Origin of the sequence: Meinhardsimonia xiamenensis, from assembly GCF_900102905.1 — a bacterium.
Taxonomy (GTDB): domain Bacteria; phylum Pseudomonadota; class Alphaproteobacteria; order Rhodobacterales; family Rhodobacteraceae; genus Meinhardsimonia; species Meinhardsimonia xiamenensis.
On sequence record NZ_FNFV01000002.1, the window covers coordinates 361,005 to 385,398 of the forward strand.

Annotated in this window: 20 protein-coding genes and 1 tRNA gene; 11 read left to right on the plus strand and 10 right to left on the minus strand. The window is 68.5% G+C overall.

The features are described 5' to 3' along the window. Window positions 1-201 precede the first annotated feature (201 nt). The 5 genes from trpE to fabI form a co-directional block, all read right to left on the minus strand. Complete coding sequence (gene trpE, locus BLQ14_RS05650; protein WP_092499078.1) at window positions 202-1,716, minus strand: anthranilate synthase component I; 1,515 nt, start codon at window positions 1,714-1,716, stop codon at window positions 202-204. 16 nt (window positions 1,717-1,732) lie between these two features. Next, window positions 1,733-3,634, minus strand: coding sequence for a peptidyl-prolyl cis-trans isomerase (locus BLQ14_RS05655; protein ID WP_092499079.1), 1,902 nt, complete (start codon window positions 3,632-3,634; stop codon window positions 1,733-1,735). A gap of 75 nt (window positions 3,635-3,709) precedes the next feature. Further along, window positions 3,710-4,891 carry an aminotransferase gene (locus tag BLQ14_RS05660; RefSeq protein ID WP_092499080.1) on the minus strand — a complete coding sequence of 394 codons (1,182 nt, stop codon included), beginning with the start codon at window positions 4,889-4,891 and terminating at the stop codon, window positions 3,710-3,712. Between the two features lie 23 nt (window positions 4,892-4,914). Continuing rightward, complete coding sequence (gpt, locus tag BLQ14_RS05665) at window positions 4,915-5,421, minus strand: xanthine phosphoribosyltransferase (protein ID WP_092499081.1); 507 nt, start codon at window positions 5,419-5,421, stop codon at window positions 4,915-4,917. Window positions 5,422-5,495: 74 nt separating this feature from the next. Continuing rightward, window positions 5,496-6,296 carry an enoyl-ACP reductase FabI gene (fabI, locus tag BLQ14_RS05670; RefSeq protein WP_092499082.1) on the minus strand — a complete coding sequence of 267 codons (801 nt, stop codon included), beginning with the start codon at window positions 6,294-6,296 and terminating at the stop codon, window positions 5,496-5,498. A 111-nt stretch (window positions 6,297-6,407) separates the two neighbouring features. On the opposite strand from fabI, the gene pdxH reads away from it, so the two are divergent. The 7 genes from pdxH to BLQ14_RS05700 all read left to right on the plus strand — a co-directional run bounded on the left by pdxH (window position 6,408) and on the right by BLQ14_RS05700 (window position 13,602). Further along, window positions 6,408-7,028, plus strand: coding sequence for a pyridoxamine 5'-phosphate oxidase (gene pdxH, locus BLQ14_RS05675; protein ID WP_092499088.1), 621 nt, complete (start codon window positions 6,408-6,410; stop codon window positions 7,026-7,028). 92 nt (window positions 7,029-7,120) lie between these two features. Beyond that, window positions 7,121-7,663 (plus strand): cold-shock protein, encoded by a 543-nt coding sequence (locus BLQ14_RS05680; RefSeq protein WP_092499090.1) that lies wholly within the window; start codon window positions 7,121-7,123, stop codon window positions 7,661-7,663. After that, window positions 7,660-8,130, plus strand: a complete 471-nt coding sequence (locus BLQ14_RS05685; protein WP_092499092.1) for a DUF192 domain-containing protein — start codon at window positions 7,660-7,662, stop codon at window positions 8,128-8,130. Before BLQ14_RS05680 ends, BLQ14_RS05685 begins: the two co-directional genes overlap by 4 nt. A 57-nt stretch (window positions 8,131-8,187) precedes the next feature. Then, a tRNA-Pro gene (locus BLQ14_RS05690) sits at window positions 8,188-8,264 on the plus strand. Between the two features lie 634 nt (window positions 8,265-8,898). Then, window positions 8,899-12,594, plus strand: a complete 3,696-nt coding sequence (locus BLQ14_RS05695) for a vitamin B12-dependent ribonucleotide reductase (RefSeq protein WP_092499094.1) — start codon at window positions 8,899-8,901, stop codon at window positions 12,592-12,594. Window positions 12,595-12,605: 11 nt separating this feature from the next. Beyond that, window positions 12,606-12,953 carry a hypothetical protein gene (locus BLQ14_RS15260; protein ID WP_143004460.1) on the plus strand — a complete coding sequence of 116 codons (348 nt, stop codon included), beginning with the start codon at window positions 12,606-12,608 and terminating at the stop codon, window positions 12,951-12,953. A gap of 382 nt (window positions 12,954-13,335) precedes the next feature. Then, window positions 13,336-13,602 carry a hypothetical protein gene (locus tag BLQ14_RS05700; RefSeq protein ID WP_092499097.1) on the plus strand — a complete coding sequence of 89 codons (267 nt, stop codon included), beginning with the start codon at window positions 13,336-13,338 and terminating at the stop codon, window positions 13,600-13,602. Here BLQ14_RS05700 and eda read toward each other — a convergent pair. Then, complete coding sequence (gene eda, locus BLQ14_RS05705; RefSeq protein WP_425412082.1) at window positions 13,594-14,241, minus strand: bifunctional 4-hydroxy-2-oxoglutarate aldolase/2-dehydro-3-deoxy-phosphogluconate aldolase; 648 nt, start codon at window positions 14,239-14,241, stop codon at window positions 13,594-13,596. The genes BLQ14_RS05700 and eda overlap by 9 nt on opposite strands. 22 nt (window positions 14,242-14,263) lie before the next feature. Continuing rightward, window positions 14,264-16,069, minus strand: a complete 1,806-nt coding sequence (edd, locus tag BLQ14_RS05710) for a phosphogluconate dehydratase (RefSeq protein WP_092499098.1) — start codon at window positions 16,067-16,069, stop codon at window positions 14,264-14,266. Window positions 16,070-16,274: 205 nt separating this feature from the next. On the opposite strand from edd, the gene BLQ14_RS15365 reads away from it, so the two are divergent. The 4 genes from BLQ14_RS15365 (at window position 16,275) to BLQ14_RS05725 (ending at window position 19,038) form a co-directional block, all read left to right on the plus strand. Further along, the gene (locus BLQ14_RS15365; RefSeq protein WP_170068406.1) at window positions 16,275-16,448 is read left to right on the plus strand and encodes an RSP_7527 family protein; all 174 of its coding nucleotides are present in this window, start codon (window positions 16,275-16,277) and stop codon (window positions 16,446-16,448) included. Window positions 16,449-16,573: 125 nt separating this feature from the next. Beyond that, the gene (locus BLQ14_RS05715) at window positions 16,574-17,257 is read left to right on the plus strand and encodes a DUF6778 family protein (protein WP_245656953.1); all 684 of its coding nucleotides are present in this window, start codon (window positions 16,574-16,576) and stop codon (window positions 17,255-17,257) included. Between the two features lie 39 nt (window positions 17,258-17,296). Next, complete coding sequence (locus tag BLQ14_RS05720; RefSeq protein WP_092499099.1) at window positions 17,297-18,493, plus strand: RSP_2647 family RNA methyltransferase; 1,197 nt, start codon at window positions 17,297-17,299, stop codon at window positions 18,491-18,493. After that, window positions 18,493-19,038: an RSP_2648 family PIN domain-containing protein gene (locus BLQ14_RS05725; protein WP_092499100.1), complete on the plus strand. Its 546-nt coding sequence runs from the start codon at window positions 18,493-18,495 to the stop codon at window positions 19,036-19,038. The genes BLQ14_RS05720 and BLQ14_RS05725 overlap by 1 nt, the downstream gene beginning before the upstream one ends. Before the next feature lie 73 nt (window positions 19,039-19,111). Here the strand turns inward: BLQ14_RS05725 and gatB are convergent, their stop codons facing one another. The 3 genes from gatB to pepN form a co-directional block, all read right to left on the minus strand. Beyond that, entirely contained in the window at window positions 19,112-20,623 is a 1,512-nt protein-coding gene (gene gatB, locus BLQ14_RS05730; RefSeq protein ID WP_092499101.1) for an Asp-tRNA(Asn)/Glu-tRNA(Gln) amidotransferase subunit GatB, read from the minus strand. A 135-nt stretch (window positions 20,624-20,758) separates the two neighbouring features. Beyond that, window positions 20,759-21,661, minus strand: coding sequence for a 1-acyl-sn-glycerol-3-phosphate acyltransferase (locus BLQ14_RS05735; RefSeq protein ID WP_245656955.1), 903 nt, complete (start codon window positions 21,659-21,661; stop codon window positions 20,759-20,761). 71 nt (window positions 21,662-21,732) lie between these two features. After that, entirely contained in the window at window positions 21,733-24,333 is a 2,601-nt protein-coding gene (gene pepN, locus BLQ14_RS05740; RefSeq protein WP_092499474.1) for an aminopeptidase N, read from the minus strand. Between the last annotated feature and the right edge of the window lie 61 nt (window positions 24,334-24,394).

Below are 24,394 nucleotides of genomic sequence, written 5' to 3' on the forward strand. Positions count from 1 at the left end.
GCAGCGCCGCGCTTCTCCGCCCGGCCGTGATGCCGGGCAGCGCCCGCCCCGCCCCCAGGGCGGGCGCTCCGCAGCGCCCACCCTCGGGCCGGACGCCGCCCTCGTCGCGAGAACGCAGCGATTGGACGGTCGCGATGCCGCGCAGCCGGCCGTTCCACCTCGACCCCATGGTGCTCTGGCCGGAGGCGCCTGACCTGCCGTTCAGCGGTTGCCGCGCCCGCCGGCGAAGCGCCCCGCCTCGGCGGCGGCGGCGCGGATCGCCTTGGCCTTGTTCACCGTCTCCTGATACTCGGCCTCGGGGTCGGAATCATGCACCACCCCGCCGCCGGCCTGGATGTAGAGGGTGTCATTCTTCACCACGGCCGTTCGGAGCGCGATGCACATGTCCATGTCGCCGCCGGCGGAGAAATAGCCCACCCCGCCGCCATAGACGCCGCGCTTTTCGGGCTCGAGCTCGTCGATGATCTCCATCGCCCGCACCTTCGGCGCGCCCGAGACGGTGCCCGCGGGAAGGCCGGCGAGGAGCGCCGAGAGCGCATCCTCGTCTTCCCTCAGCTCGCCCACCACGTTGGAGACGATGTGCATGACGTGGGAGTAGCGCTCGATCACGAACTGCTCGGTCGGGCGCACGGTGCCGATCTTCGCCACCCGGCCCACGTCGTTGCGGCCCAGATCGAGCAGCATCAGATGCTCGGCCCGCTCCTTCGGGTCGGCCAGCAGCTCGGCCTCGAGGGCGCGATCCTCCTCGGGCGTGGCGCCGCGCGGGCGGGTGCCGGCGATGGGGCGGATCGTCACCTCGCCCTTGAAGACGCGCACGAGAATCTCGGGGCTTGCGCCGATCACCTGGAAGTCGCCGAAGTTGAAGTAGAACATGAAGGGCGAAGGGTTGGTGCGCCGCAGGCTGCGGTAAAGCGCGAAGGGGGGCAGGGTGAAGGGCTGCGCCCAGCGCTGGGAAGGCACCACCTGAAAGATGTCGCCCCCGGCGATGTATTCCTTGGCCTTCTTCACCGCCTCGAGATAGGCCTCGCGGGTGAAGTTCGACACGGGCTCGGGTGCCTCTGCCGCCTCGCCGAGGTCGCGGGTGGAGGCGGCGGGCGCGCGCTCCATGTCGCGCACGGCGTCCATCACCCGCTCGGCAGCCTGGGCATAGGCCGCGCGCGCCGACAGCCCCGAACCCGCCCATGCCGGGGCCACGACGATCACCTCGCCCTTCACCCCGTCGAGCACCACCACCACCGAGGGGCGCATGAGCTGCGCATCGGGCAGGCCGAGCGGGTCGGGGTTGCCGCCGGGCAGCCGCTCGACAAGACGCACCATGTCATAGCCGAGATAGCCGAAGAGCCCGGCCGAGGCCGCCGGCAGCTCATCGGGCAGATCGATGCGCGACTCGGCGATGAGGGTACGCAGCGCGGCAAGCGGGCTGCCCTCCATCTCCTCGAAGGCTTCGGGGTCGAAACGCGCCTGCCGGTTAACCCATGAGCGCTCGCCCCGGCAGCGCCACACGAGATCGGGCTTCATGCCGATGATGGAGTAGCGCCCGCGCACCTCGCCGCCGGTGACCGATTCGAGCACGAAGCTGTCGGGCCCGGCATCGGTGAGCTTGAGCATCAACGACACCGGCGTGTCGAGATCGGCGGCGAGGCGCGCGTAGACAAGCTGGTTCTTCCCCGCCTCGTAGCCGGCGGCGAAGGTTTCGAAATCTGGAGTGAGCTTCATCTGTTCGGCGGGTTCCTCACGGGAACTGGGCATGAACGGCGTTGATCGCCGCGGTGTCGAGAGAGATGCCGGCCTCGGCCTCGACGGCCTCGGTAAAGGCCGCCAGCACGTCCTGGGCCACGGCCTGGGCGTAGCGCTCGCTGATGCGCTCGCGGGTCGCGGCGAGATCAGGGTCGTCGGGATCGGCCGCGTGCACCGCATCGAGCCGCAGCAGGAAGGCCGCGTCCTCGCCGCGCACCACCCGCGCCTCGCCGGGCTTCATCGCAAACAGGGTGCGCGTGAAATCCGCGGGCACGCCCTCGAGGAAGGAATCGCGCTTGAGCCCCTTCTCCTCGCTGAGCTCAAGCCCCAGCGCGGCCATGTCGGCGCCGCGTTCGATGGCGTCGGCAAGTGCCGCGGCCTTTTCGGCCATGCGCAGGGCACGCAGATCGCGCTGCCAGTCGGCGATCACCTGTTCGCGCACCTCTTCGAGCGGCGGCAGAGTGGGCGGGCGGATCTCGTCGACGCGCAGCGCGAAGATGCCGCCATCGTCAAGCTCGCGGACCTCGGGAAAGTCGCCCGGCTGAGCCGCGGCAGCCGCCTCGCGGAACGCCTCATAGGCGGCGATGCCGTCCTCGCTTTGCGGTGTCCACGCGATGTGCCCCAGCTCCATGTCCGTCTCCTGCGCCAGCTCTTCCAGCGTCGCGCCGCCGGCCAGCAAGTCGGATATGGGTTCGATCTGCTCGCCGACCAGTCGCGCCGCCTGATCGGCTGCATATTCCTGAAGGAGCTCCTCGCGCGACTCCTCGAAGCCCACCTTCTGCGCCGGCAGAATGCCGTTGACGCGGAAGAGCGCGGGGCCAAGCGGCGTTTCCACCGGCCCCACGATGCCGGGTTCGCTCAGGGCAAACACCTCGTCCCCCGCCTCGCCGAGATCCTCGCGCGTGACATCGCCAAGGTCGATGTCCTCGAGCTTCAGCCCCCGTTCGGCAACGAGTTCCTCGAAGGTGATCTCGCCTGCATCGAGCCGGGCGCGGGCCGCCTCGGCGCTTGCGGCATCGGGAAAGACCAGGCGCTCGACAAGCCGGCGCTCGGGCTGGTCGTACTGGTCGCGCCGCGCCTCGTAGAGCTCGCGCAGCGCCGCCTCGTCCACCTCGATGCGGTCGATCAGCATGTCGGGCGTCAACCAGGCATAGGTGATGACCTTGGTCTCGGGCAGGGTGTAGCGCTCGGCGTGTTCCTCGTAATAGGCCTTGAGGTCTTCCTCGGTGGGCAGGCCAATCTCGCCCTCGATGTCCTCGGGCCCGATGCGCGCCCAGGTGACGTCGCGCCGCTCCCCGAGCCATGCGACAAGGGTATCGACAAGCACCGGTGGCGTCTCGATGGCCGAGACGATGCCGGCCTGAAGAATCGTGCGGGCGATCTCTGCGCGCAGCTGCTCTTCGAACTCGCGCGCGCTCATCCCCAGCCGGTCGAGCGCGAACTCGTAGGCCTGACGGTCGAAATTGCCGTCGAGTCCCTTGAAGGCGCCGATCTCGCGCAGCTGGCGGCCAAGCTCGACATCGCCCACCGAGATGCCGGCGCGCGCGGCCTCGTCCTCAAGCGCCACCTCGCCCACGACGCGGGCGAGAATCGCCCGGTCGAGCCCGAAGGCCTGAAGCTGGGAAAGGGTGAAGTTCTGCCCGGTCTGCGCCTGAAGCGCGCGCATCTCCTCGTTGAGCGCGCGGGCGTATCGCTCGATCGGAATCGGCGTGTCGCCGACCTTGCCGATCGACTCGATGCGCCCGCCGAAATTCACCGCGCCGTAGCCGCCGAGGCCGACGATCACGAGCGCCAGAATAATCCAGACGACGGCGCGCGAAAGGCCGCCCTTCCTGCGGCCGGTCTCCTCACCGGATGCTGCCTTCGCCGTCTCGCGTGACTTTCTCTTGCCGGCCATTCCCGCCCCGCTGGTGCTTGTCCTACGCTCGCGCCCACCTCTACGCGGGGCCGTGTCAGCCTGCAAGCGCCCGCCTCAGCGGGCAAGCGGCTCAAGCCGCCGCGCAAGCTCGCCGATGCCCGCCGCGCCGGTGTTGGCGAAGGCCACGCGGAGCGCCCGCGCGCCTTCGGCATCACCTGCCGGGGTGAACCACGCGCCGGGCAGCGCCAGCACGCCAGCCTCGGCGAGAAGGCGGCGGGCGACGGTCTCGGAGTCGTCGCCCGCGAAGGGGTGACGGACCCAGGCGAAATAGGCGCCGATGCCGGCGATCTCCCAGCCTGCGAGCGGAGCGAATGCCGCTTCCATCGCCGCGCGGCGGGCGAGGATTTCGGCGCGCTCGCCTGCAAGCCATTCGCACAGATGCTCCATCCCCCACAGCGCCGCACGCTGGCCGATCTGCGGGGCGCAGATCTGCACGGTGTCGAGATACTTCTCCACCTCCACAAGCCGCTCGGGCGCGGCGACGAGCGCGCCCACCCGGTGACCCGTGAGGCGGTAGGCCTTGGAGAAGGAATAGAGCTGGATCAGCGTCTCGCCCCAGCCGGGATCGGTGAAGAGATCATGCGGGGCGCCCTCGCCGGCGTGAAAGTCCCGGTAGGTCTCGTCGAGGACGAGCGCGAGCCCGTGCGCGCGGGCCAGCTCGAAGAAGGCGCGGATGAGGGCGGGCGGATATTCCACCCCGGCCGGGTTGTTGGGACTGACGAGAACGATCGCGCGCGTGGCCGGGCCGATCAGCGCCGCGGCCGCGTCGGGGTCGGGCAGCATGTCGGCGCCCGTGGGCAGGGCGGCGCAGCGGACGCCTGCCATGTCGAGCGCCATGCGGTGGTTGAAATACCACGGGCTGACGAGAATCACCTCGTCACCCGGCGCGGCCAGTGTCGCCAGCGCCGCGGTGAAGGCCTGATTGCAGCCGGCGGTGATGGCGACGTTGTCCGCCCCGAGCCGCCCCCCATAGGCCATGCTCCACGCGGCGGCGATGCGCTCGCGCAGCGCGGGAAGGCCGAGGACGGGCCCGTAGAGATGCGCCGCCGGTTCGTGAAGTGCCGCCTCGGCCATGGCCGCGCGCAGCGGCTCGGGCGGCGGGTCGGCAGGCGCGGCCTGACTGAAATCGAGAAGCGGCAGGCCGGGGGGCAGGGGTGTTTCGGCAAGCCAGCGCCGCACCTCCATGATCGGCGGGCGCGCAGTGCGGGCCATGTTGGGGTTGACGGGCGCGCTCATTTTCCGCTCGCCTGCGCCCGCGCTCAGGAGGAGCCGCGGAACGGCTCGACGTATTGCAGCGCCATGTCCCAGGGGAAGAAGATCCAGGTGTCCTGGCTCACCTCGGTGATGAAGGTGTCAACCTGCTCGCGGCCTGCGGGCTTGGCATAGACGGTGGCGAAATGGGCCTTGGGGTAGAGCTTGCGGACAAGCTCCAGCGTCTTGCCCGTGTCCACGAGGTCGTCGATGATCAGCACCCCCTCGCCGTCGCCCATCAGCTCGCGGTCAGGCGATTTCAACACCACCGCCTCGCTGCGCTCCTGGTGGTTGTAGCTTTTCACCGAGATCGTGTCGACGATGCGGATGTCGAGCTCGCGCGCGACAATCATCGCCGGGGCCATGCCGCCGCGGGTGACGGCGACGATGGCACGCCAGGTGCCGCCTTCGCCCGGACCTTTGCCATCGAGCCGCCAGGCGAGCGCGCGGCTGTCGCGGTGCATCTGGTCCCAGCTGACGTGAAAGCCTTTCTCGTGCGGCAAGCGGTCGGTCATGGCGCCATCCCCCGGTTTTGCCCTGCCATTAGCCGAGGGTTCCGGCAAAGAAAAGCCCGCACGCCGAGGAGCGGTTAACCCTTGGTGATGTCGGGGGCGTCGATCGCCTTCATCCCCACGACGTGATAACCCGCATCCACGTGCAGCACCTCGCCGGTGACGCCGCTGCCGAGTTCGGACAGAAGGAACAATGCCGCGCGCCCCACCTCATCCTGGGTGACGTTGCGGCGCAGGGGCGAGTTGTACTCGTTCCACTTCATGATGTAGCGGAAATCGCCGATGCCGGAGGCGGCGAGCGTCTTGATCGTGCCCGCCGAGATGGCGTTCACCCGGATGCCGTCGCGGCCGAGATCTTCGGCCAGATAGCGCACGCTCGCCTCGAGCGCCGCCTTGGCCACGCCCATCACGTTGTAGTGCGGCATCACCTTTTCGGCGCCGTAATAGGTCAGCGTCAGCGCCGCGCCGCCTTCCTTCATCATTGGCGCTGCGCGCTGCATCACCGCCGTGAAGGAATAGGCGGAGATGTCCATGGTCAGCCGGAAATTGGCGCGGCTCGTGTCGACATAGCGGCCGCGCAGCTCGTTCTTGTCGGAAAAGCCGATGGCGTGCACGACGAAGTCGAGCCCGCCCCATTCGGACTTGAGCCGCTCGAACAGCGCGTCGATGCTGTCATCCTCGGCCACGTCGCAGGGGATGACGAGCTGCGAGCCGACCTGCGCGGCCAGCGGGTCAACCCGCTTTTTCAGCTGCTCGCCCTGGTAGGAGAAGGCAAGCTCGGCGCCGGCGCCGTGCAGCGCGCGGGCGATGCCCCAGGCGATGGACTTGTCGTTGGCAAGGCCCATGATCAGGCCACGCTTTCCCGCCATCAGCTCCATCGCAGCACCACCCCTTGACTATCGCCACCTTGGATGCGTCGCATAAGGCAAAGCCCGCGCCGCATCAAGGCTGGCGCGGCGGATGGGCAGGCAGCGCAGGGAGAACAGGCCATGGCGGACAGAACGGGGATTTTCGCCGGCGACGACCCTTTCGAGATCGCCCGCGCATGGCTGGCCGAGGCGACCCGCACCGAGCCCAACGACCCCAGCGCCATGGCGCTTGCCACTGTCGACGAGACGGGCATGCCCGATGCGCGCATGGTGCTCCTGAAGGAGATCGAACCCGATACGGGCAAGGGTGGCGGCTTTGTCTTCTACACCAACTATGAAAGCGCCAAGGGCCGGCAGATCGAGGCCACGCACAAGGCGGCCTTCGTGATGCACTGGAAGAGCCTGCGCCGCCAGATTCGCGCCCGCGGCCTCGTGGAGCGGGTCGAGGACGAAAAGGCCGATGCCTACTTCTCGAGCCGGCCCCTGCAAAGCCGGCTCGGCGCCTGGGCCTCGCGCCAGAGCCAGCCCCTCGAAAGCCGCGCCACGCTTCTGGCCGAGGTGGCGCGGGTGACCGCCGAGCAGGGGCTGAACCCGCCGCGTCCGCCCTTCTGGGGTGGCTACCGCATCATTCCGCTGCAGGTGGAGTTCTGGGCCGATGGCGCCTTTCGGCTGCACGACCGTTTTCAGTGGCGGCGGGAGGCGCCCGGTGCGCCATGGGAGGTGATGCGGCTCAACCCCTGAGCGTGTGGCGCGAGAATTGTCTTGCATGATGGCCGGAAAGAGCTGACCCTCGCGCAAGAGGCCGCGCGAATGGGCGGCCAAGGTGCGAGCGCATGATCGATGGCGACGCGACACCCCGGCACGTCCGGGGGCGGGTGAAATGGTTCGATCCCGCGAAGGGCTACGGTTTCGTCATTCCCGATGACGGTGGCGGAGACGTGCTCTTGCATGCCAATGTGCTGCGCAATTTCGGTCAGAGCACGGTCGCTGACGGTGCGGGCATCGAGTTGGCCGTGCAGGAGACCCCGCGCGGCGTGCAGGCGGTGGAGGTGCTGGCCATCGATCCTCCCGAGCCGGATCCCGACGGCATCCTCGCCGGCGAGCTTGCCGATGGCGCCGTGCCGGACATCGCCTCGCTGCCGTTGGAGCCGGCGCGGGTGAAGTGGTTCGACAAGGGCAAGGGCTTCGGCTTTGCCAATCTCTTCGGGCGCGACGGTGACGTGTTCATTCACATGGAGATCTTGCGGCGCTCGGGGTTTTCCGATCTCGCCCCCGGCGAGGCGGTGGTGCTGCGGGTGGCCGAGGGGCGGCGCGGGCGGATGGCGGTGCAGGTGCTCAGCTGGGAGAGCGCGATGAAACGGGAGCACCGGCCGTGAGGCGCAGGGCGGTGCTGGCGGGGCTCGTCGCACTTCCGGCGCTGGCGCGGGCGGAGGAGGCCTGTCGATGGCATGTGGTCGAGCTCCGCGGCGGCTGGGGGCGCGCGCGGTTCACGGTTGAGGTGGCCGACACGCCGGCCGCGCGGGCGCAGGGGCTGATGCATCGCGAGCGGCTCGCCTCGGGGGCGGGCATGCTGTTCGTCTATCCACGTCCGCAGACGGTGTATTTCTGGATGCGCAACACGCTGATTCCGCTCGACATGATCTTTGCCGGGGCCGACGGCGTGGTGCGCAGGGTCCACCACATGGCGCGCCCGCTCGATGAGACGCCGGTTCACGGCGGCGATGACATCCGCTTCGTGCTCGAGATCAACGGCGGACTTGCGGCACGGCTCGGAATCGGGCCCGGCAGCGAAATGCGCCATCCCGCCATCGACCCGCGGCTGGCGGCATGGCCATGCGGGTGAGAGCCTGCAGATGACGCTTTTCTCTGTCGGCCGCGCGCGCTATTCGTGGCGCCGTGTCGGGGCGTAGCGCAGCCTGGTAGCGCGCCTGTTTTGGGTACAGGAGGTCGTGAGTTCGAATCTCGCCGCCCCGACCACCGGCCAGGATTCAGGCGTTGATGCGGCGCTGGCGGCTGCGCCGCATGGGTATTTGAACCAGGGTGATGGCACCATGGTCGGTGCCTGGCCTGGCAGGGCCCTCTCCCGGCGCCCGACATGTTGCGTCGTCGCAATATGCGGCCGCGAAATGCAGCCCCGGATTCGCTGCGGCGCAGAAGTTGTCCACAACGGCGAATGAGGTTTGAGCCGCCTTTGGCGACGCGCGGCAAGGCGGCAATGCCCTTGGCCTGCAAGGGATTATGCCTTGCCGTTGGTCGGGGCCGGCGGAAGCGGCGCGCAGGGGTGAATCAATCGCGCGGATTGCGCGGCCGCAGCGTCCGCCTGCGTCAAGCCGAATTCGTCGCTCGAAGGGTGAATTCTTCGCTTGACCGGCGGGGCCGAGATGGCTCAGTTTGTAGGGGCCGGCCAGCGCTGCACTAGATGTTGTGGCCTGGACGGGGCAGGAACGGATCACCTTCAGGCACTGCCCGCCGCTGCGGGACCAAGGGCGACCGCGCTGTGCGCCGCCCGGCCGGTGGTCCCTGTCCTGTTCCGGCGGCTGAGGAACCGGCGCGGCCCGCGCGAAGACGGGCGCGCTCGGGGCAGGGAAAACGAAGGACGGGAAGACGCCAGATGAAGATCGAACGCCACTTCACGCGCGAGGGGGAAGACGCTTACGCGGGTATCGAGTTCACCACCACCACCTCGGAGATCCGCAACCCCGACGGGACGGTGGTGTTCCGCCTCGACGAGGTCGAGGTGCCGGCACGCTGGAGCCAGGTGGCCTCCGACGTGATCGCGCAGAAGTACTTCCGAAAGGCAGGTGTGCCGGCGCGGCTGAAGCGCGTTCGCGAGAAGGGCGTGCCCGAGTTCCTGTGGCGATCGGTGGCCGATGAGGCCGCGCTCGCCGAGCTTCCCGAGGACAAGCGCTACGGCGGCGAGACCAGCGCGCGGCAGGTGTTCGACCGCCTCGCCGGCGCCTGGGCCTACTGGGGCTGGAAGGGTGGGTATTTCTCCACCGAGGCCGATGCGCGCGCCTATTACGACGAGATGCGCTTCATGCTGGCCACCCAGCGCGCTGCGCCGAACTCGCCGCAGTGGTTCAACACCGGCCTGCACTGGGCCTACGGCATCGACCGCCCCGGTCAGGGTCACTACTACGTCGACTACCGCACCGGGAAACTGGTGAAGTCGAAGTCGGCCTATGAGCATCCGCAGCCGCACGCCTGCTTCATCCAGTCGATCAAGGACGATCTCGTCAACGAGGGCGGGATCATGGACCTGTGGGTGCGCGAGGCGCGGCTGTTCAAGTACGGCTCGGGCACCGGCACCAACTTCTCCAGCCTGCGCGCCGAGGGCGAGCCCTTGTCGGGCGGGGGCAAGTCCTCGGGGCTGATGGGGTTCCTGCGCATCGGCGACCGGGCGGCGGGCGCGATCAAGTCGGGCGGCACCACGCGGCGCGCGGCGAAGATGGTGATCGTCGATGCCGACCACCCGGACATCGAGGAATTCATCAACTGGAAGGTGCGCGAGGAGCAGAAGGTTGCCTCGCTCGTGGCGGGCTCGAAGATCCATCAGGCGCGGCTCAACGACATCTTCGCGGCCATCCGCGGCTGGGACGGGCGTGCCGAGGACGCCACCGACCCCAAGGCCAACGCGGCGCTGAAGGCGGCGATCCGCGCGGCGAAGAAGGCGGCGATCCCCGAGACCTACATCAACCGGGTGCTGCAATACGCGCGCCAGGGCTACAGCTCGATCGAGTTTCCCGTCTTCGACACCGACTGGGATTCGGAGGCCTATGCCACCGTCTCGGGGCAGAATTCCAACAACTCGGTGCGCGTGACCGACGCCTTCCTCAAGGCGGTGCGCGAGGATGCCGACTGGGAGCTCATCCGCCGCACCGACGGCAAGGTGGCCAAGGTCGTCAAGGCGCGTGAGCTGTGGGAGCAGATCGGACATGCCGCCTGGGCCTGCGCCGATCCCGGCATCCAGTTTCACGACACCATCAACGCCTGGCACACCTGCCCCGAGGACGGGCCGATTCGCGCCTCGAACCCGTGCTCGGAGTACATGTTCCTTGATGACACCGCCTGCAATCTGGCCTCGATCAACCTGCTCGCCTTCTGGCGCGACGGGCGCTTCCAGGTCGAGGAATACATGCATGCGGTGCGGCTGTGGACGCTGACGCTCGAGATCAGCGTGCTGATGGCGCAGTTCCCCTCGAGGGAGATCGCGCAGCGCTCCTACGACTTCCGCACGCTTGGGCTCGGCTATGCCAATATCGGCGGGCTCCTGATGACCATGGGCCTTCCCTATGATTCGCCCGAGGGCCGGGCGATGTGCGGGGCGTTGACGGCGATTCTCACCGGCACCGCCTACGCCACCTCCGCCGAGATGGCCGCCGAGCTTGGCGCCTTCGCCCGCTACGAGGCCAACGCGGCGCACATGCTCAGGGTCATCCGCAATCACCGGCGCGCCGCGCACGGAGAGACCGATGGCTACGAGGGGCTCGCTGTGAAGCCGGTGCCGCTCGATCACGCCAACTGCCCCGACCCGTCGCTCGCCCGCATCGCGGCGGCGGCATGGGACGAGGCCCTGGCGCTGGGCGAGAAGCACGGCTTTCGCAACGCGCAGGTCAGCGTGATCGCGCCGACGGGCACCATCGGCCTTGTCATGGACTGCGACACCACGGGCATCGAGCCGGACTTTGCGCTGGTGAAGTTCAAGAAGCTGGCGGGCGGTGGCTATTTCAAGATCATCAACCGCTCGGTGCCGGCGGCGTTGGAGGCGCTCGGCTATTCCTCCTCCCAGATAGACGAGATCGTCTCCTACGCTGTCGGTCATGGCACGCTGGCCAACGCCCCGCACATCAACCACGTGAGCCTCGCGGGCCACGGTTTCGGCCCTGCCGAGATCGAGAAGATCGAGGCCGCGCTTGCCTCGGCCTTCGACATCCGTTTCGTCTTCAACCAGTGGACGCTGGGTGAGGCCTTCTGCCGCGAGACGCTGGGCATTCCGGCCGAGAAGCTCGCCGACCCCACCTTCGACATGCTGCGGCACCTGGGCTTCACCCGTGCCCAGATCGAGGCGGCGAACGATCATGTCTGCGGGACCATGACGCTCGAGGGGGCACCGCATCTGAAGCCCGAGCATCTGCCCGTCTTCGACTGCGCCAATCCCTGCGGGCGCAAGGGCCGGCGCTACCTGAGCGTGGAGAGCCACATCACCATGATGGCCGCGGCGCAGAGCTTCATCTCCGGCGCCATCTCCAAGACCATCAACATGCCCAACGACGCCACCATCGAGGACTGCCTCGCCGCCTATGAGCTGAGCTGGTCGCTGGGGGTGAAGGCCAACGCCCTCTACCGCGACGGCTCCAAGCTCAGCCAGCCGCTCGCCGCGAGCCTCATCGAGGATGACGAGGAGGCCGAGGAGGTGCTCGCCGCAGGCACGCCCACCGAGAAGGCCGCGACGCTGGCCGAGAAGGTGGTGGAGAAGGTCGTCGTCCGCGAGGTGGTGCGCGAGGCCGAGCGGGGGCTCAGGCGCAAGCTGCCGCATCGCCGCCGCGGCTACACCCAGAAGGCCATCGTCGGCGGGCACAAGGTTTACCTGCGCACCGGCGAATACGAGGATGGCACGCTTGGCGAGATCTTCATCGACATGCACAAGGAGGGTGCCGGCTTCCGGGCGATGATGAACAACTTCGCCATCGCCGTGTCGGTGGGCCTCCAGTATGGCGTGCCGCTCGAGGAGTTCGTCGAGGCCTTCACCTTCACCCGCTTCGAGCCCGCGGGCATGGTGCAGGGCAACGACTCGATCAAGAACGCGACCTCGATCCTCGACTACATCTTCCGCGAGCTTGCGATCAGCTATCTCGACCGCACCGATCTGGCGCATGTGAAGCCCGAGGGCACGCCCTGGGCCGAGCTCGGGCGCGGCGAGGAGGAAGGCAAGCGCAACTTCACCGAGGTGCCCGAGAGCACCGCGGCAAGCCCCATCGAGGTGCTCAAGCAGATCTCCTCCTCGGGCTATCTGAGAAAGCGCGTGCCGCAGGAGCTCGTGGTGCTGCAAGGCGGGCAGGGGGTCTCGGCCCGCACCGGCGGCGGTGCCGCGGGCAGTCCCGAGGCAGGTGTGGCCACGATGGTGAGCGCGAGCGTCGAGAGCCAGACCGCCCTTGCCACCGGCAGCGTTGCCGTCGATGCGCGGACGAAGGCCAAGATGCAGGGCTATGAGGGCGATCCCTGCGGCGAATGCGGCAACTACACGCTGGTCAGAAACGGCACCTGCCTGAAGTGCAACACCTGCGGTGCGACCTCGGGGTGTAGTTGAGGAGACCAACGATGGCGACAGCTGCGATAAAGCTCGACGGGTGCAAAGGAGTTACCCTCAAAAAAATCACTACGGTCGGATTCGATCATTCCATCGAAGCGAATGATTGCGAGAATGTAAATGCTGAGGACATCAAAGCCCAGAAGAGAATGCGCTATGATTATGCCGAATTATTGAAGTGCGTTCCCGAGCTTTCTATTATTTCGGCCCAGGATATAGATCGGATCGTGAGCAACGTTCCCAGAAAAAAATCGAAGGCGATACTCTTTCTAGTGGAGAAACTCAGACCTTTTTATGACGCGTCCGCTAAGGAGGTCGCTCGCAAAATTGTCGAATATCTGTGGAGTGTTTTTTCCTGACTTGAAGTATGAAGGTTTTTTCACCTCCTTAATAATATGTCCATGAGGCGCTGCGTAATAGTTCACGGGGCGGGTGCGCTCGCCCCAGACGCGGATCAGGTCGCAGGCGGAAACCGGGCGGTATCACGAACGAACCTGATCAGCGAAACTGGGCCCTTCGGGGCCCTTTTTCTTGCCTGTCATCGGCCGAGCCGACCGGCCGTCACGCCGGGCATGCGCCCGCCCACCCAGGCGGCCGCATGTCCCCGGTTTCACCTTGGAGCGCATCGGATCTGGCGACAGCGTGAGGCGGCCGGGAATCACTGCCCGGCCCGGCGAGGGCATGCGGTTGAGGGTTTCCGATCTCCCCGCTAGCCTTTGGCGCGGCTGCAGGAGATGACGCATGCAGGACGAGCGTGAGGTTGACCCGGTCGGGCTCATCCGCGAGGCCTACCGCATCGAGGGCATCGGCGAGGCCGAGTGCCGGTCGATCTTTCTTGACTGGGCCTTGCGCCTGCCTGCGGGCATCGAAGAGCGCGAGGCGATTGCCGTGCTCCTTGCCCGCCACGGGCAGGCGGCGCCCGACCACCCGATGACGGCGATTCTCAGGGCCGGTCTTGCGCCCCCGGCGCGGCCGCGGCGGCGGGGCGGCCGCCGGCGGTCAGGCTGACAGCGCGGCCGCCGCGCGGGCCAGCGCCTCGATGCCCGCCCAGTCGCGGGCGGCGACCATCGCCTTCGGCGCCACCCAGGAGCCGCCGACGCAGATGACATTGGGCAGTTTCAGATAGTCCGGCGCGTTCTGCGGCGAGACGCCCCCGGTGGGGCAGAAGGTGATCTGGGGCAGCGGCGCGGCAAAGGCGCCGAGCGCGCGCGCGCCGCCTGCCGCTTCGGCGGGAAAGAACTTCTGCACCGTGTAGCCGCGCTCGAGAAGCGCCATCGCCTCTGACGCCGTGGCCGCCCCCGGCAGAAGCGGCAGACCCTCGGCCTCGGCCGCCTCGAGAAGCCGGTCGGTCGCTCCGGGCGAGACCCCGAAACGCGCGCCGGCCGCCTTTGCCGCGGCAACGTCCTCGGGCGTGAGCAGCGTGCCCGCGCCGACGATCCCGCCCTCCACCGCCGCCATCTCCTCGATCGCCTCGAGCGCGGCCGGCGTGCGCAGCGTGACTTCCAGCGCCGGCAGGCCACCGGCGACAAGTGCCTCGGCGAGCGGGCGGGCGAGGCGCGCGTCCTCGATCACCAGCACCGGGATGACCGGCGCGAGGCGGCAGATTTCCAGCGTGCGCGTGCTGGCCTCACGGGGGGTGATGGGCATGGCTCAGGCTCCCTTGCGCATCTCACACGATCACGGCCGCGCCGTCGGTGGCATCGCCCACGCGCTCGCGGAAGGCGGAGAAAAGCTCGCGCCCCATGCCCGGCGCGCCGGTGCCTGCCGGGGTGGCGGCCGGCGTGCGCGTGGCGAGATCGGCGCCGCGAACCTCGAGCGTTCCGGCGGTCGCGTCAAGCCGGATCACATCGCCATCCCTGAGCCGGGCGATCGGCCCGCCTGCCGCCGCCTCGGGGCAGAGGTGGATCGCCGCGGGCACCTTGCCGGAGGCGCCGGACATGCGCCCGTCGGTGACAAGCGCCACCTTCAGCCCGCGCGCAAGCAGCGAGGAGAGAATCGGCGTAAGCCCGTGCAGCTCCGGCATGCCGTTGGCGCGCGGCCCCTGGAAGCGCACGACCACCACGCAATCCTCGGTGAATTCGCCGGCGCGGAAAGCCTCGCGCACCGCCTCCTGGCTGTCGAAGACGCGCGCCGGCGCCTCGATGACACGGTGCTCGGGCGCAACGGCCGAGACCTTGATGACCGCGCGGCCGAGATTGCCCGACAGCTCCATCAGCCCGCCGGTGGGCTGAAAAGGCTCGGCGAAGGGCCGAAGGATGCGCGCATCAAGGCTTTCGCGCGGCCCCTCGCCCCAGACGAGCGTGCCGTTCTCAAGGCGCGGCTCTTGGCGGTAGCGCTCGAGGCCGGGGCCGGCGACCGTGCGCACATCGGGGTTCAGAAGCCCCGCGTCGAGAAGCTCGCCGATGAGAAACTGCAGCCCTCCCGCGGCGTGGAACTGGTTCACGTCGGCAAGGCCATTCGGATAGACCCGCGCCAGAAGCGGGGTCACGCGGGCGATGGCGTCGAAATCGGAGACATCAAGCAGAATGCCCGCCGCCCGCGCCATGGCGGGCAGGTGAATGACGAGGTTGGTCGATCCGCCCGTGGCCATCAGCCCGACGATGCCGTTGACGAATGCGGGCACGTCGAGCACTTCCGCGGCCGGCGTGTAGTCGTTGCCGAGCGCGGTGATCTCGAGCACGCGGCGGACGCCTTCTGCGGTGAGCGCCGCGCGCAGGGCCGTGTTCGGCGGCACGAAGGAGGCGCCGGGCAGATGCAGCCCCATCACCTCCATCAGCATCTGGTTGGAATTGGCGGTGCCATAGAAGGTGCAGGTGCCGGGCGCGTGGTAGCTGGCCATCTCGGCGGCGAGCAGCTCCTCGCGCGTGGCCTTGCCTTCGGCGTAAGCCTGCCGCACGCGCGCCTTCTCGTCGTTGGGGATGCCCGAGGGCATGGGGCCTGCGGGCAGGAAGATCGCCGGCAGGTGCCCCCATGTCGCCGCCGCGATCACGAGCCCCGGCACGATCTTGTCGCACACGCCGAGATAGGCAACCGCGTCGAAGCAGTCATGCGCAAGCCCAACCCCCGCCGCGAGCGCGATCACGTCGCGCGAGAAGAGCGACATTTCCATGCCCACGCGCCCCTGCGTGACCCCGTCGCACATCGCCGGGACGCCGCCGGCCACCTGCGCCGTGCCGCCCGCCTGCCGCGCGGCCGCCTTGATGAGATCGGGAAAGGCCGCAAAGGGCTGATGCGCCGAAAGCATGTCGTTGTAGGCGGTGATGATGCCGAGGTTCGGCGCCCGCCCCTCCGCGAGCCGCGGCTTGTCATCGCCCGCCGCCGCCACCGCATGGGCAAGGTTGCCGCATGACAGATGCGCCCGCCGCGGCCCTTCCTCGGCGGCGCGGGCAACGCGCTCCAGATAGGCGGCGCGGCTCTCGCGGCTGCGTTCGCGGATGCGTTCGGTGACGGCTTCGATCTCGGGGTGAAGGCCCATGGCATGCTCCCGGCTTTGGTGCCCGGCCCCCGTTTAGCAGCCCTTGTTAGCGCTAACAAGGCCGGGATGCGAAGGGTTGAGGAAAGAATGGCGCCATTACACAGGCGCAATCCGGGCTTGCAGGCTTGGCGGTGCTCATCGGGGGCAGCAGCGCCTACGTTCGAGGCCGGGAGGAGTTGACAACTCCAACGGAAGAGCAACCACCATGAACCGCGAAGACATCCTCACCTACGACCCGGTCGAGATCGAGGCCCGCGCCCGCAAGCTGCGCGCCGAGACGACCGCCGCCGGCCTGCGCGCCGCATCCCGGTGGATCGGCCGGCAACTGCGCCGGGCCGCGTCTCACCTGCCGGGCTTTGGCGCCCATCGCCACGCCTGACGCCTTTGTGCGCGGGCGCTGTTGACTGATCGTCAACGATTTGCGCCGAATTGTCCGCAACTGTGCCACATTCCGGGGCGAGGTTCTGTGACCGATCACAGACAACCGCCCCGGAGGTGGACAAGATGGCGAAGACTGCAACCATTCTGCGCCTCGGGCTCGTCGCCCTGACCGCGCTTTCGCTCTCGGCCTGCGCGAGCATCGACAGTGCGGGCACCGCCCCGCCGGTGAGCCGCGCACTCGACCCCGCCGGACCCATCGCAACCCCGCGGGTGGAACCGGCGAGCGAGGTTGCCGTGCCCGTGCACGTCACCGAGATCGACGTGAAGGTGCCGCGCACGCTCAAGGTTTCGGAACGCAACAGCTATCTGCCGCGCGGCGACATTGTCTGGCAGGAGGATCCCCCCGGTGACCGCTACGAGCAGGTCGCCGGCATCGTGCTGGCTGGCCTTGCCGAGGGTGTCAAGGATTTCAACGGCCCGCGCGGCGTAAAGCTCCTGGTCGAGGTGGCCCGGTTCCACGCGCTGACAAAGAAGGCCCGCTACACCTTTGGCGGGGTGCATGCGATCCAGTTCTACCTGACCGTGCTTGATGCCGAGACCGGCGAGCCAATCGTCGAGCGGCGCTTCATCAAGGCCGATTTCAAGGCGCTTGGCGGACAGGCGGCCGTGGCCGCCGAGGCGCAGGGCATCACGCAGAAAGTGCGAATCACCCGTCATCTGGCAGAGGTGATCCGCCAGGAGTTCACCCGGCCCGAAGGCTATCACGCCGAGAATACCGGCATCATCGGGCTTCTCAATCAGGGCTGAGGTCTTCACCCTCGCCTGAATGCGCAATAGGAGGGAGGGATGAGCGATCCCTCCCTTCCCGTTGTCCGGCTGAGGCCGAAGTCACGCGCCCGCGACATTCGCCACGGCCATCCCTGGGCCTACGCCGATGACCTGGTGCTGGACAGGCGCACGCGCGCGCTGCCGCCCGGCAGCCTTGCCGTTCTCGAGGACAGTGAACGCAACCCGCTCGGGCTTGTGGCGGTCAACCCGGCCTCGAAGATCGCCGCGCGCCTGCTCGACCGCGATTCATCCGCCGAAGTCGGCCCCGCATGGTTTGCGGCGCGCCTTTCCAGGGCGCAGGAGCTGCGCGCGCGCCTCTATCCGACGCCACATTACCGGCTCGTTCACGCCGAAGCCGATGGCCTGCCCGGCGTCGTCATCGACCGATTCGGCGAGGCCGCGGTGATTCAGCCCAACGCCGCATGGGCGGACCGGCTCATCGAGCCTCTGACGGAGGCGCTGGTTGAGTTAACCGGTGTCGAGACCGTGGTGATGAACGGCATGGCGCGCGCGCGCCGGCTCGAGGGGCTCGAAAACGCGGCGCGCCTGCTGCGCGGCGTGCTCGATGGGCCGGTCGAGGTGCCGATGAACGGCGCCGTCTATCTCGCCGATCTGATGGGCGGCCAGAAGACCGGGCTCTATTACGACCAACGCGACAACCATGCCTTCGCCGCCCGGCTGGCCGGGGGAGGACGCGTGCTCGACGTCTTCTCGCACGTCGGCGGTTTCGCGCTCGCCGCGCTGGTGGCCGGCGCGACAGAGGCGCTCGCCATCGACGGCTCGCAGGCCGCGCTCGACCTCGCTGCGAGAGGCGCAGAGGCCAGCGGCGTGGCCGACCGGCTGACCACGCGGCGCGCCGATGCCTTCGAGGCCCTTGCCGCCATCGGCGGGGAGGGCGCGCGCTTCGATCTGGTCATCTGCGATCCGCCTGCCTTTGCGCCCTCGCGGCAGGCGCTCGAGAGGGGGCTGCGGGCCTATGAGCGCCTCGCGCGGCTCGCCGCGCCGCTGGTCTCGGGAGGCGGCTTTCTCGTGCTCTGTTCCTGCTCGCACGCGGCCGATCTGACGCGCTTCTCGGCCGCCTCGATCCGCGGCATTGGTCGGGCAGGACGCGCCGCACAGCTCCTTCATGTGGGCTTTGCAGGCCCCGATCATCCGCAACTGCCGCAGCTGGCCGAATCGGGCTATCTGAAGGCGCTGTTCTTCCGTCTGGACTGATGCGCGCCGTCCTCGATGCCTGCGTGCTCGTGCCGCTGGTGCCGCGGCTCATCTTCCTCTCGCTCGCCGCCTCGGGCCTCATCGAGCCCGTCTGGTCTCAGCGACTTCTCGAGGAATGGCGCCGGGTGGCCGAGCGGCGCGGCGCCGTCGATGCCGCCGCCGCCGAGGCGGACGCTGTCGTGATGCGCATGCGCTGGCCGGAGGGCGAGGTGCCGCCGCGCCCCGATCTCGAGGCGCGCTACTGGCTGCCGGATGAGAGCGACGTGCATGTGCTCGCCACCGCCATCGCCGGCCGGGCGCAGACGATCATCACCTTCAACACCCGCGACTTCCCGCGCGCGGCGCTGGCGCCGCACGGGCTCATCGCCCTCCATCCCGATGCCTTTCTCACCGAGCGCCTGGCGTGGGACGAAGAACCGCTTCGACAGGCCGCCGAGGACGCCCGCGAGACCGTCACGGAGCTGATGGGGGCGGAAATGCCAATGCGCGCGATGCTCAAGGCTGCCCGCCTGCCGCGCTTCGCAAGGCGCCTCACCTCGGGCTGAGCGCCCCAGCACCCCTCACCCTGGGCCAAATACCCTCGCCGAAGGCAGGCGGACGCAAGTCCGCCTCACCCGCTCAGAGCCCGAGCTTCTTCGCCACGATCTCGTTGACGGCCTTGGGGTTGGCCTTGCCGCCGGTGGCCTTCATCACCTGACCCACGAACCAGCCGGCCACCTTGGGGTTGGCCTTTGCCTTTTCCACCTGGGCGGGGTTCTCGGCGATGATCCGGTCAACCTCTGCCTCGATGGCGGCGGTGTCGGTGACCTGGCGCATCCCCCGTGCCTCGACGATCTCGGCCGGATCGCCGCCCTCGGTCCAGACGATCTCGAAAAGCTCCTTGGCGATCTTCGAGGAAATGTCGCCCTTGGCCATCAGATCGAGAATGCCGCCAAGCTGCTCGGCCGAGACGGGGCTCTCCTCGATGCTGAGCCCTTCCTTGTTGAGACGGCCGAAGAGCTCGTTGATGACCCAGTTGGCGGCGATCTTGCCGTCGCGCCCCTGCGCCACCGCCTCGAAATACTCGGCGTTGGCGAGCTCGGCCGTCAGCACGCCCGCGTCATATTCGGTGATGCCGTACTGGCTGACGAAACGGGCCTTCTTCTCGTCGGGAAGCTCGGGCAGCGAGGCGCGGATGGCCTCCACCCATTCCTCCTCGATCTCCAGCGGCAACAGGTCGGGGCAGGGGAAGTAGCGGTAGTCATGCGCCTCTTCCTTGGAGCGCATCGAGCGCGTCTCGCCCCGGTCGGGATCGTAGAGGCGGGTCTCCTGCACCACTTCGCCGCCGTCCTCGAGAATTGCGATCTGGCGGCGCGCCTCGAACTCGATGGCGGCTTGGATGAAGCGCAGCGAGTTCATGTTCTTGATCTCGCAGCGGGTGCCGAGATGGCTGGCATCGCCGGTTTCGAGGAAACGCTCGTAGTCGCCGGGCCGGCAGACCGAGATGTTGACGTCGGCGCGCAGGTTTCCGTTCTGCATGTTGCCGTCGCAGGTGCCGAGATAGCGCATGATCTGGCGCAGCTTGGCGACATAGGCCGCCGCCTCCTCGGGTCCGCGGATGTCGGGGCGCGAGACGATCTCCATCAGCGCGACGCCCGTGCGGTTGAGATCGACGAAGGTGTAGTTGGGGTCCATGTCGTGGATGGACTTGCCCGCGTCCTGCTCCAGATGGATGCGTTCGATCCTGACCCGCCGCGCGATGCCCGGCCCCATGTCCACGATCACCTCCCCCTCGCCGACGATGGGGTGGTAGAGCTGGCTGATCTGATAGCCCTGCGGCAGGTCGGGGTAGAAGTAGTTCTTGCGGTCGAAGGCCGACCAGAGATTGATCTTCGCCTTCAGTCCGAGCCCGGTGCGCACCGCCTGCTCGACGCAGAACTCGTTGATCACCGGCAGCATGCCGGGCATGGCGGCGTCGACGAAGGAGACGTTCGAGTTGGGCTCGGCCCCGAACTGGGTGGAGGCACCGGAGAACAGCTTGGCTTTCGAGGCGACCTGGGCGTGAACCTCGAGCCCGATGACCATCTCCCAGTCGTGTTTCGCGCCGGCGATGACCTTGGGTTTGGGGGCTTCAAAGCTGAGATCTAGCATCTTCCCTGCCTTCCGGTTCGGGGGACCGGCGCTTCTCTAGTGGAGGGCGCGCGGCGGGGCAAGGCCGGGCATGGGCGCGCCCTTGCGGGCGCGTGCCTGCGGCGCGGGTATTTGCACCAGGATGATGGGAGGAGGTCAGGACTGGGGCGCCAGCCGGCGCGCCCAGGCCGGGCGGCGGGTGGTGTCGATGAGGCTCACGGTGGGTGCGTGGCGGCCGCCGAGCGCCAGCGTCGCCGCCCGCAGCATCTCGATCCCGTCTTCGGATTTCGCCGGCAGGGCGGCGGCCGGTATGGGCGGGCCGAAGGTGAGACGGAAGGGCTGGCGGTCCTTGTTGAGCATCTCGTGGAAAAGGGTGATGTCGCGAAGGGTGGGGTGGATGAGGTCGAAGAGGTAGAAGAGCGCCGAGTTGCGGGCGCGAATGTTGAGCGGCACCACCGGCAGGTTGTATTTGCGCGCGATCATCGCCGCCGAGGGCATCCAGGGCCGTTCATGGAGGCGAAGGCCACGGCGCTTGGCGAGCCGGCCGGAGGGGAAGATCACGCCCAGCCGCCCCGCCTCGACGGCGCGGCGCGTGAGCGTCATCGTCTCTCGCGTCTTGGCCATGGTGCGCTTCTCGGGGCGCCATTCGACGGGCAGCACCAGATCGGCCATCTGCGGCAGCACCCGCAGGATGTCGGAATTGGCATAGAAGTAGAGGTCGGGCCGGCGCGGGGCGAGCACCGACCACAGCATGACGCCGTCGGCGATCCCGGTGGGGTGGTTGGCCACGATCAGAGCCGCGCCTTCGGCGGGGACATGCTCGAGGCCGGTCGCCTGGACATCGTGCGCTAGCATCGCGGCCATGCCCGACATTATCTCTTCGCTGGGGCGATCGCGGTAATATTCGCCGAGTTCAAGGGTGCGCGGATATCCAAGCAGCCGTTCGAGAACGGCCCGCGCCAGGCGGGTTCCGGGGCGGCCGGAGAAGAGCCATGGGGCCCTCTCGGCGATCAGGGGGTCGATTCGGTCTCGCATCGGCTTGTGATTGCAGATTGCCATGACCGTGCCATGACAGTCCAGCGCGGGCAAGGTCCGGGTTCGGCGGTCATCCGCCCGGCCTGCGGCTTCGCTTAGCCCGCGAGGATGCGGCCCACCATTTCCGTGGTGTCGCGGCTCAGGCCCGGCGTGGCGGCGATCCGCTCGAGCGCGGCGCGCATCGCCGCCTGCCGCCCGGCGTCGTAGCGCCGCCAGGTCTCGAAGGCGGTCGTCATCCGCGCCGCGGTCTGGGGGTTCACGGGGTCGAGCCGGATCAGCCAGTCGGCCATGAGCTCGTAGGCCTTGCCGCCCGGCGCGTGGAAGCCAGCGGCATTGCCCGCGAGCGCGCCGAAGACGGCCCGGAAGCGGTTGGGGTTCTTCCACTCGAAATCGGGATGGCGGGTGAGCTCCTCGGCCCGCACCGCGGCATCGAGCGGCTGGGCGTGGGCGATCTGCAGGGCGAACCACTTGTCGATCACCAGCCGGTCATGGGCCCAGCGGCGGTAGAACTCTGCAAGCTGTTCCTCTCCCTTGCCGATGTCGAGCAGCGCCGAGAGCGCCGCGAGCGTCTCGGTCATGTTGTCGGCCTCGCGGAAGGCGCGCTCGGCGGTGCGCCCGCCGTCGAGCCGGGTCATCAGCGCCAGCGCCGTGGAGCGCAGCGCGCGGCAGCCCGCGGCCTTGGGATCGGGGGTGTAGGGGCCGGGCACGCGCATGGACTCGTAGAGCGCGGAAAGCTGCGGCTCGAGCTTGCGGGCAAGCGCGAGCTTGAGCCGCTCGCGCGCGGTGCGGATCGCCATCGGGTCGGGCGTTGTGCCGTGGTCGAAGAGCCACTGCGCCATGTCGTCATCGGAGGGCAGCTGCACCGCCAGCGCGCGGAAGGCCGGATCGAGGCTCTCGTCGCGGGCCACGCGCTCGAGCGCGTCAAGATAGGCGGGGCCGGGCTGGGAGCCGTCGCGCACCATGCTGGCCAGCACGTCGCGGGCGAGTGCGCGGCCCGCCTCCCACTTGTTGAAGGGGTCGGTGTCGTGGGCGAGGAGAAAGGCGCGCTCCTCGGGCGTGCTTTCGCGCTCCACGATCACCGGGGCCGAGAAGCCGCGCAGGATCGAGGGGATGGGCCGGGCGTTGAGCCCGCGGATGCGAAACTCCTCCCGCGCGCTCCTGAGCTCGAGAATGGTCGTCGGCATCACCTCGTCGCCGTTGGGGTTGAGAAGCCCCAGCGCGAGCGGGATGTGCAGCGGCTTCTTTTCGGGCTGGCCGGGGGTGGGCGGGGTGAACTGCTCGACGCGCAGTGTGAAGGTCTCGCCGTCCCAGTCCTCGGTGATCTTCAGGCGCGGGGTGCCGGCCTGCGAATACCACAGCTTGAACTGCGAGAGGTCGCGGCCAGTGGCGTCCTCGAAGACCTTGAGCCAGTCCTCGATGGTGGCGGCCTGCCCGTCGTGGCGCTCGAAGTAGAGATCGAGCGCCTTTCGGTAGCCCTCCGCGCCCACCAGCCGGCGCAGCATGCCGATGAGCTCGGCACCCTTCTCGTAGACGGTGGCGGTGTAGAAGTTGTTGATCTCGATGTAGCTTTCGGGGCGCACCGGGTGGGCGAGCGGCCCCGCATCCTCGCGGAACTGGCGGGCGCGCAGCGCGATCACGTCCTCAATGCGTTTCACCGCATGGCTGCGCTGGTCGCCCGAGAACTGCTGGTCGCGGAATACCGTCAGCCCCTCCTTCAGGCTGAGCTGGAACCAGTCGCGGCAGGTGATGCGGTTGCCCGTCCAGTTGTGGAAATACTCGTGCGCGACGATCGACTCGATGCGCTCGTAGTCGGCGTCGGTCGCCGTCTCGGGGCTGGCCAGCACATATTTCGAGTTGAAGATGTTGAGCCCCTTGTTCTCCATCGCGCCCATGTTGAAGTCGTCCACGGCGACGATGTTGAACACGTCAAGGTCGTATTCGCGCCCGTAAACTTCCTCGTCCCAGCGCATGGCGCGCTTGAGCGCGTCCATGGCATAGCCGCAGCGATTCTCGTCGCCCTTGCGCACCCAGACGGCGAGATCGACCTTGCGGCCCGAGCGGGTGGTGAAGCGGTCGCGGTGGGCGACGAGATCGCCCGCGACCAGCGCGAAGAGATAGGAGGGCTTTGGCCAGGGGTCGCGCCACTCGGCCCAGCCTTCGCCCCGCGCCACCGGGTTGCCGTTCGACAGCATAACCGGGGTGGTCTCATCGCCCTCGATGCGCACATCGAAGGTCGCCATCACGTCGGGGCGGTCGGGGTAGTAGGTGATGCGACGGAAGCCCTCGGCCTCGCACTGGGTGCAATACATGCCGCGCGAGATGTAGAGCCCCTCGAGCGCGGTATTGGCCTCCGGGTTGATCTCCACCTCCGCCTCCCAGGTGAACTCGCCGGCCGGAAGGCGCGCCGCAGGCACGGTGAGGCCGGTTTCGTCAAGGATGAAGTCGGAAGGCGAAAGCGGCGCGCCGTTGATGGCGGCGCGGATGAGGGTGAGTTTCTCGCCGTCAAGGCGCAGGTCCGGCAGCGGCTTGCCCTCGGCGAGGAGCGCGGCCGTCTCGGGGCCGGGGGCAAGGCGGATCCGCGAGATGACCCGCGTGGCCGTCGGGTGCAGGCGGAAGGTCAGCGCCGTGTGCCGCGCCGTCCATGCCGGCGGGCGGTAATCCTTCAGATAGACGGGCTGGGGGGCACGATCCCTCATGCGCATGCTCTCCTGACCTTGGGGGCGGACAGCCGGCGGCCGCCGGCCTCGCCCTGACGGT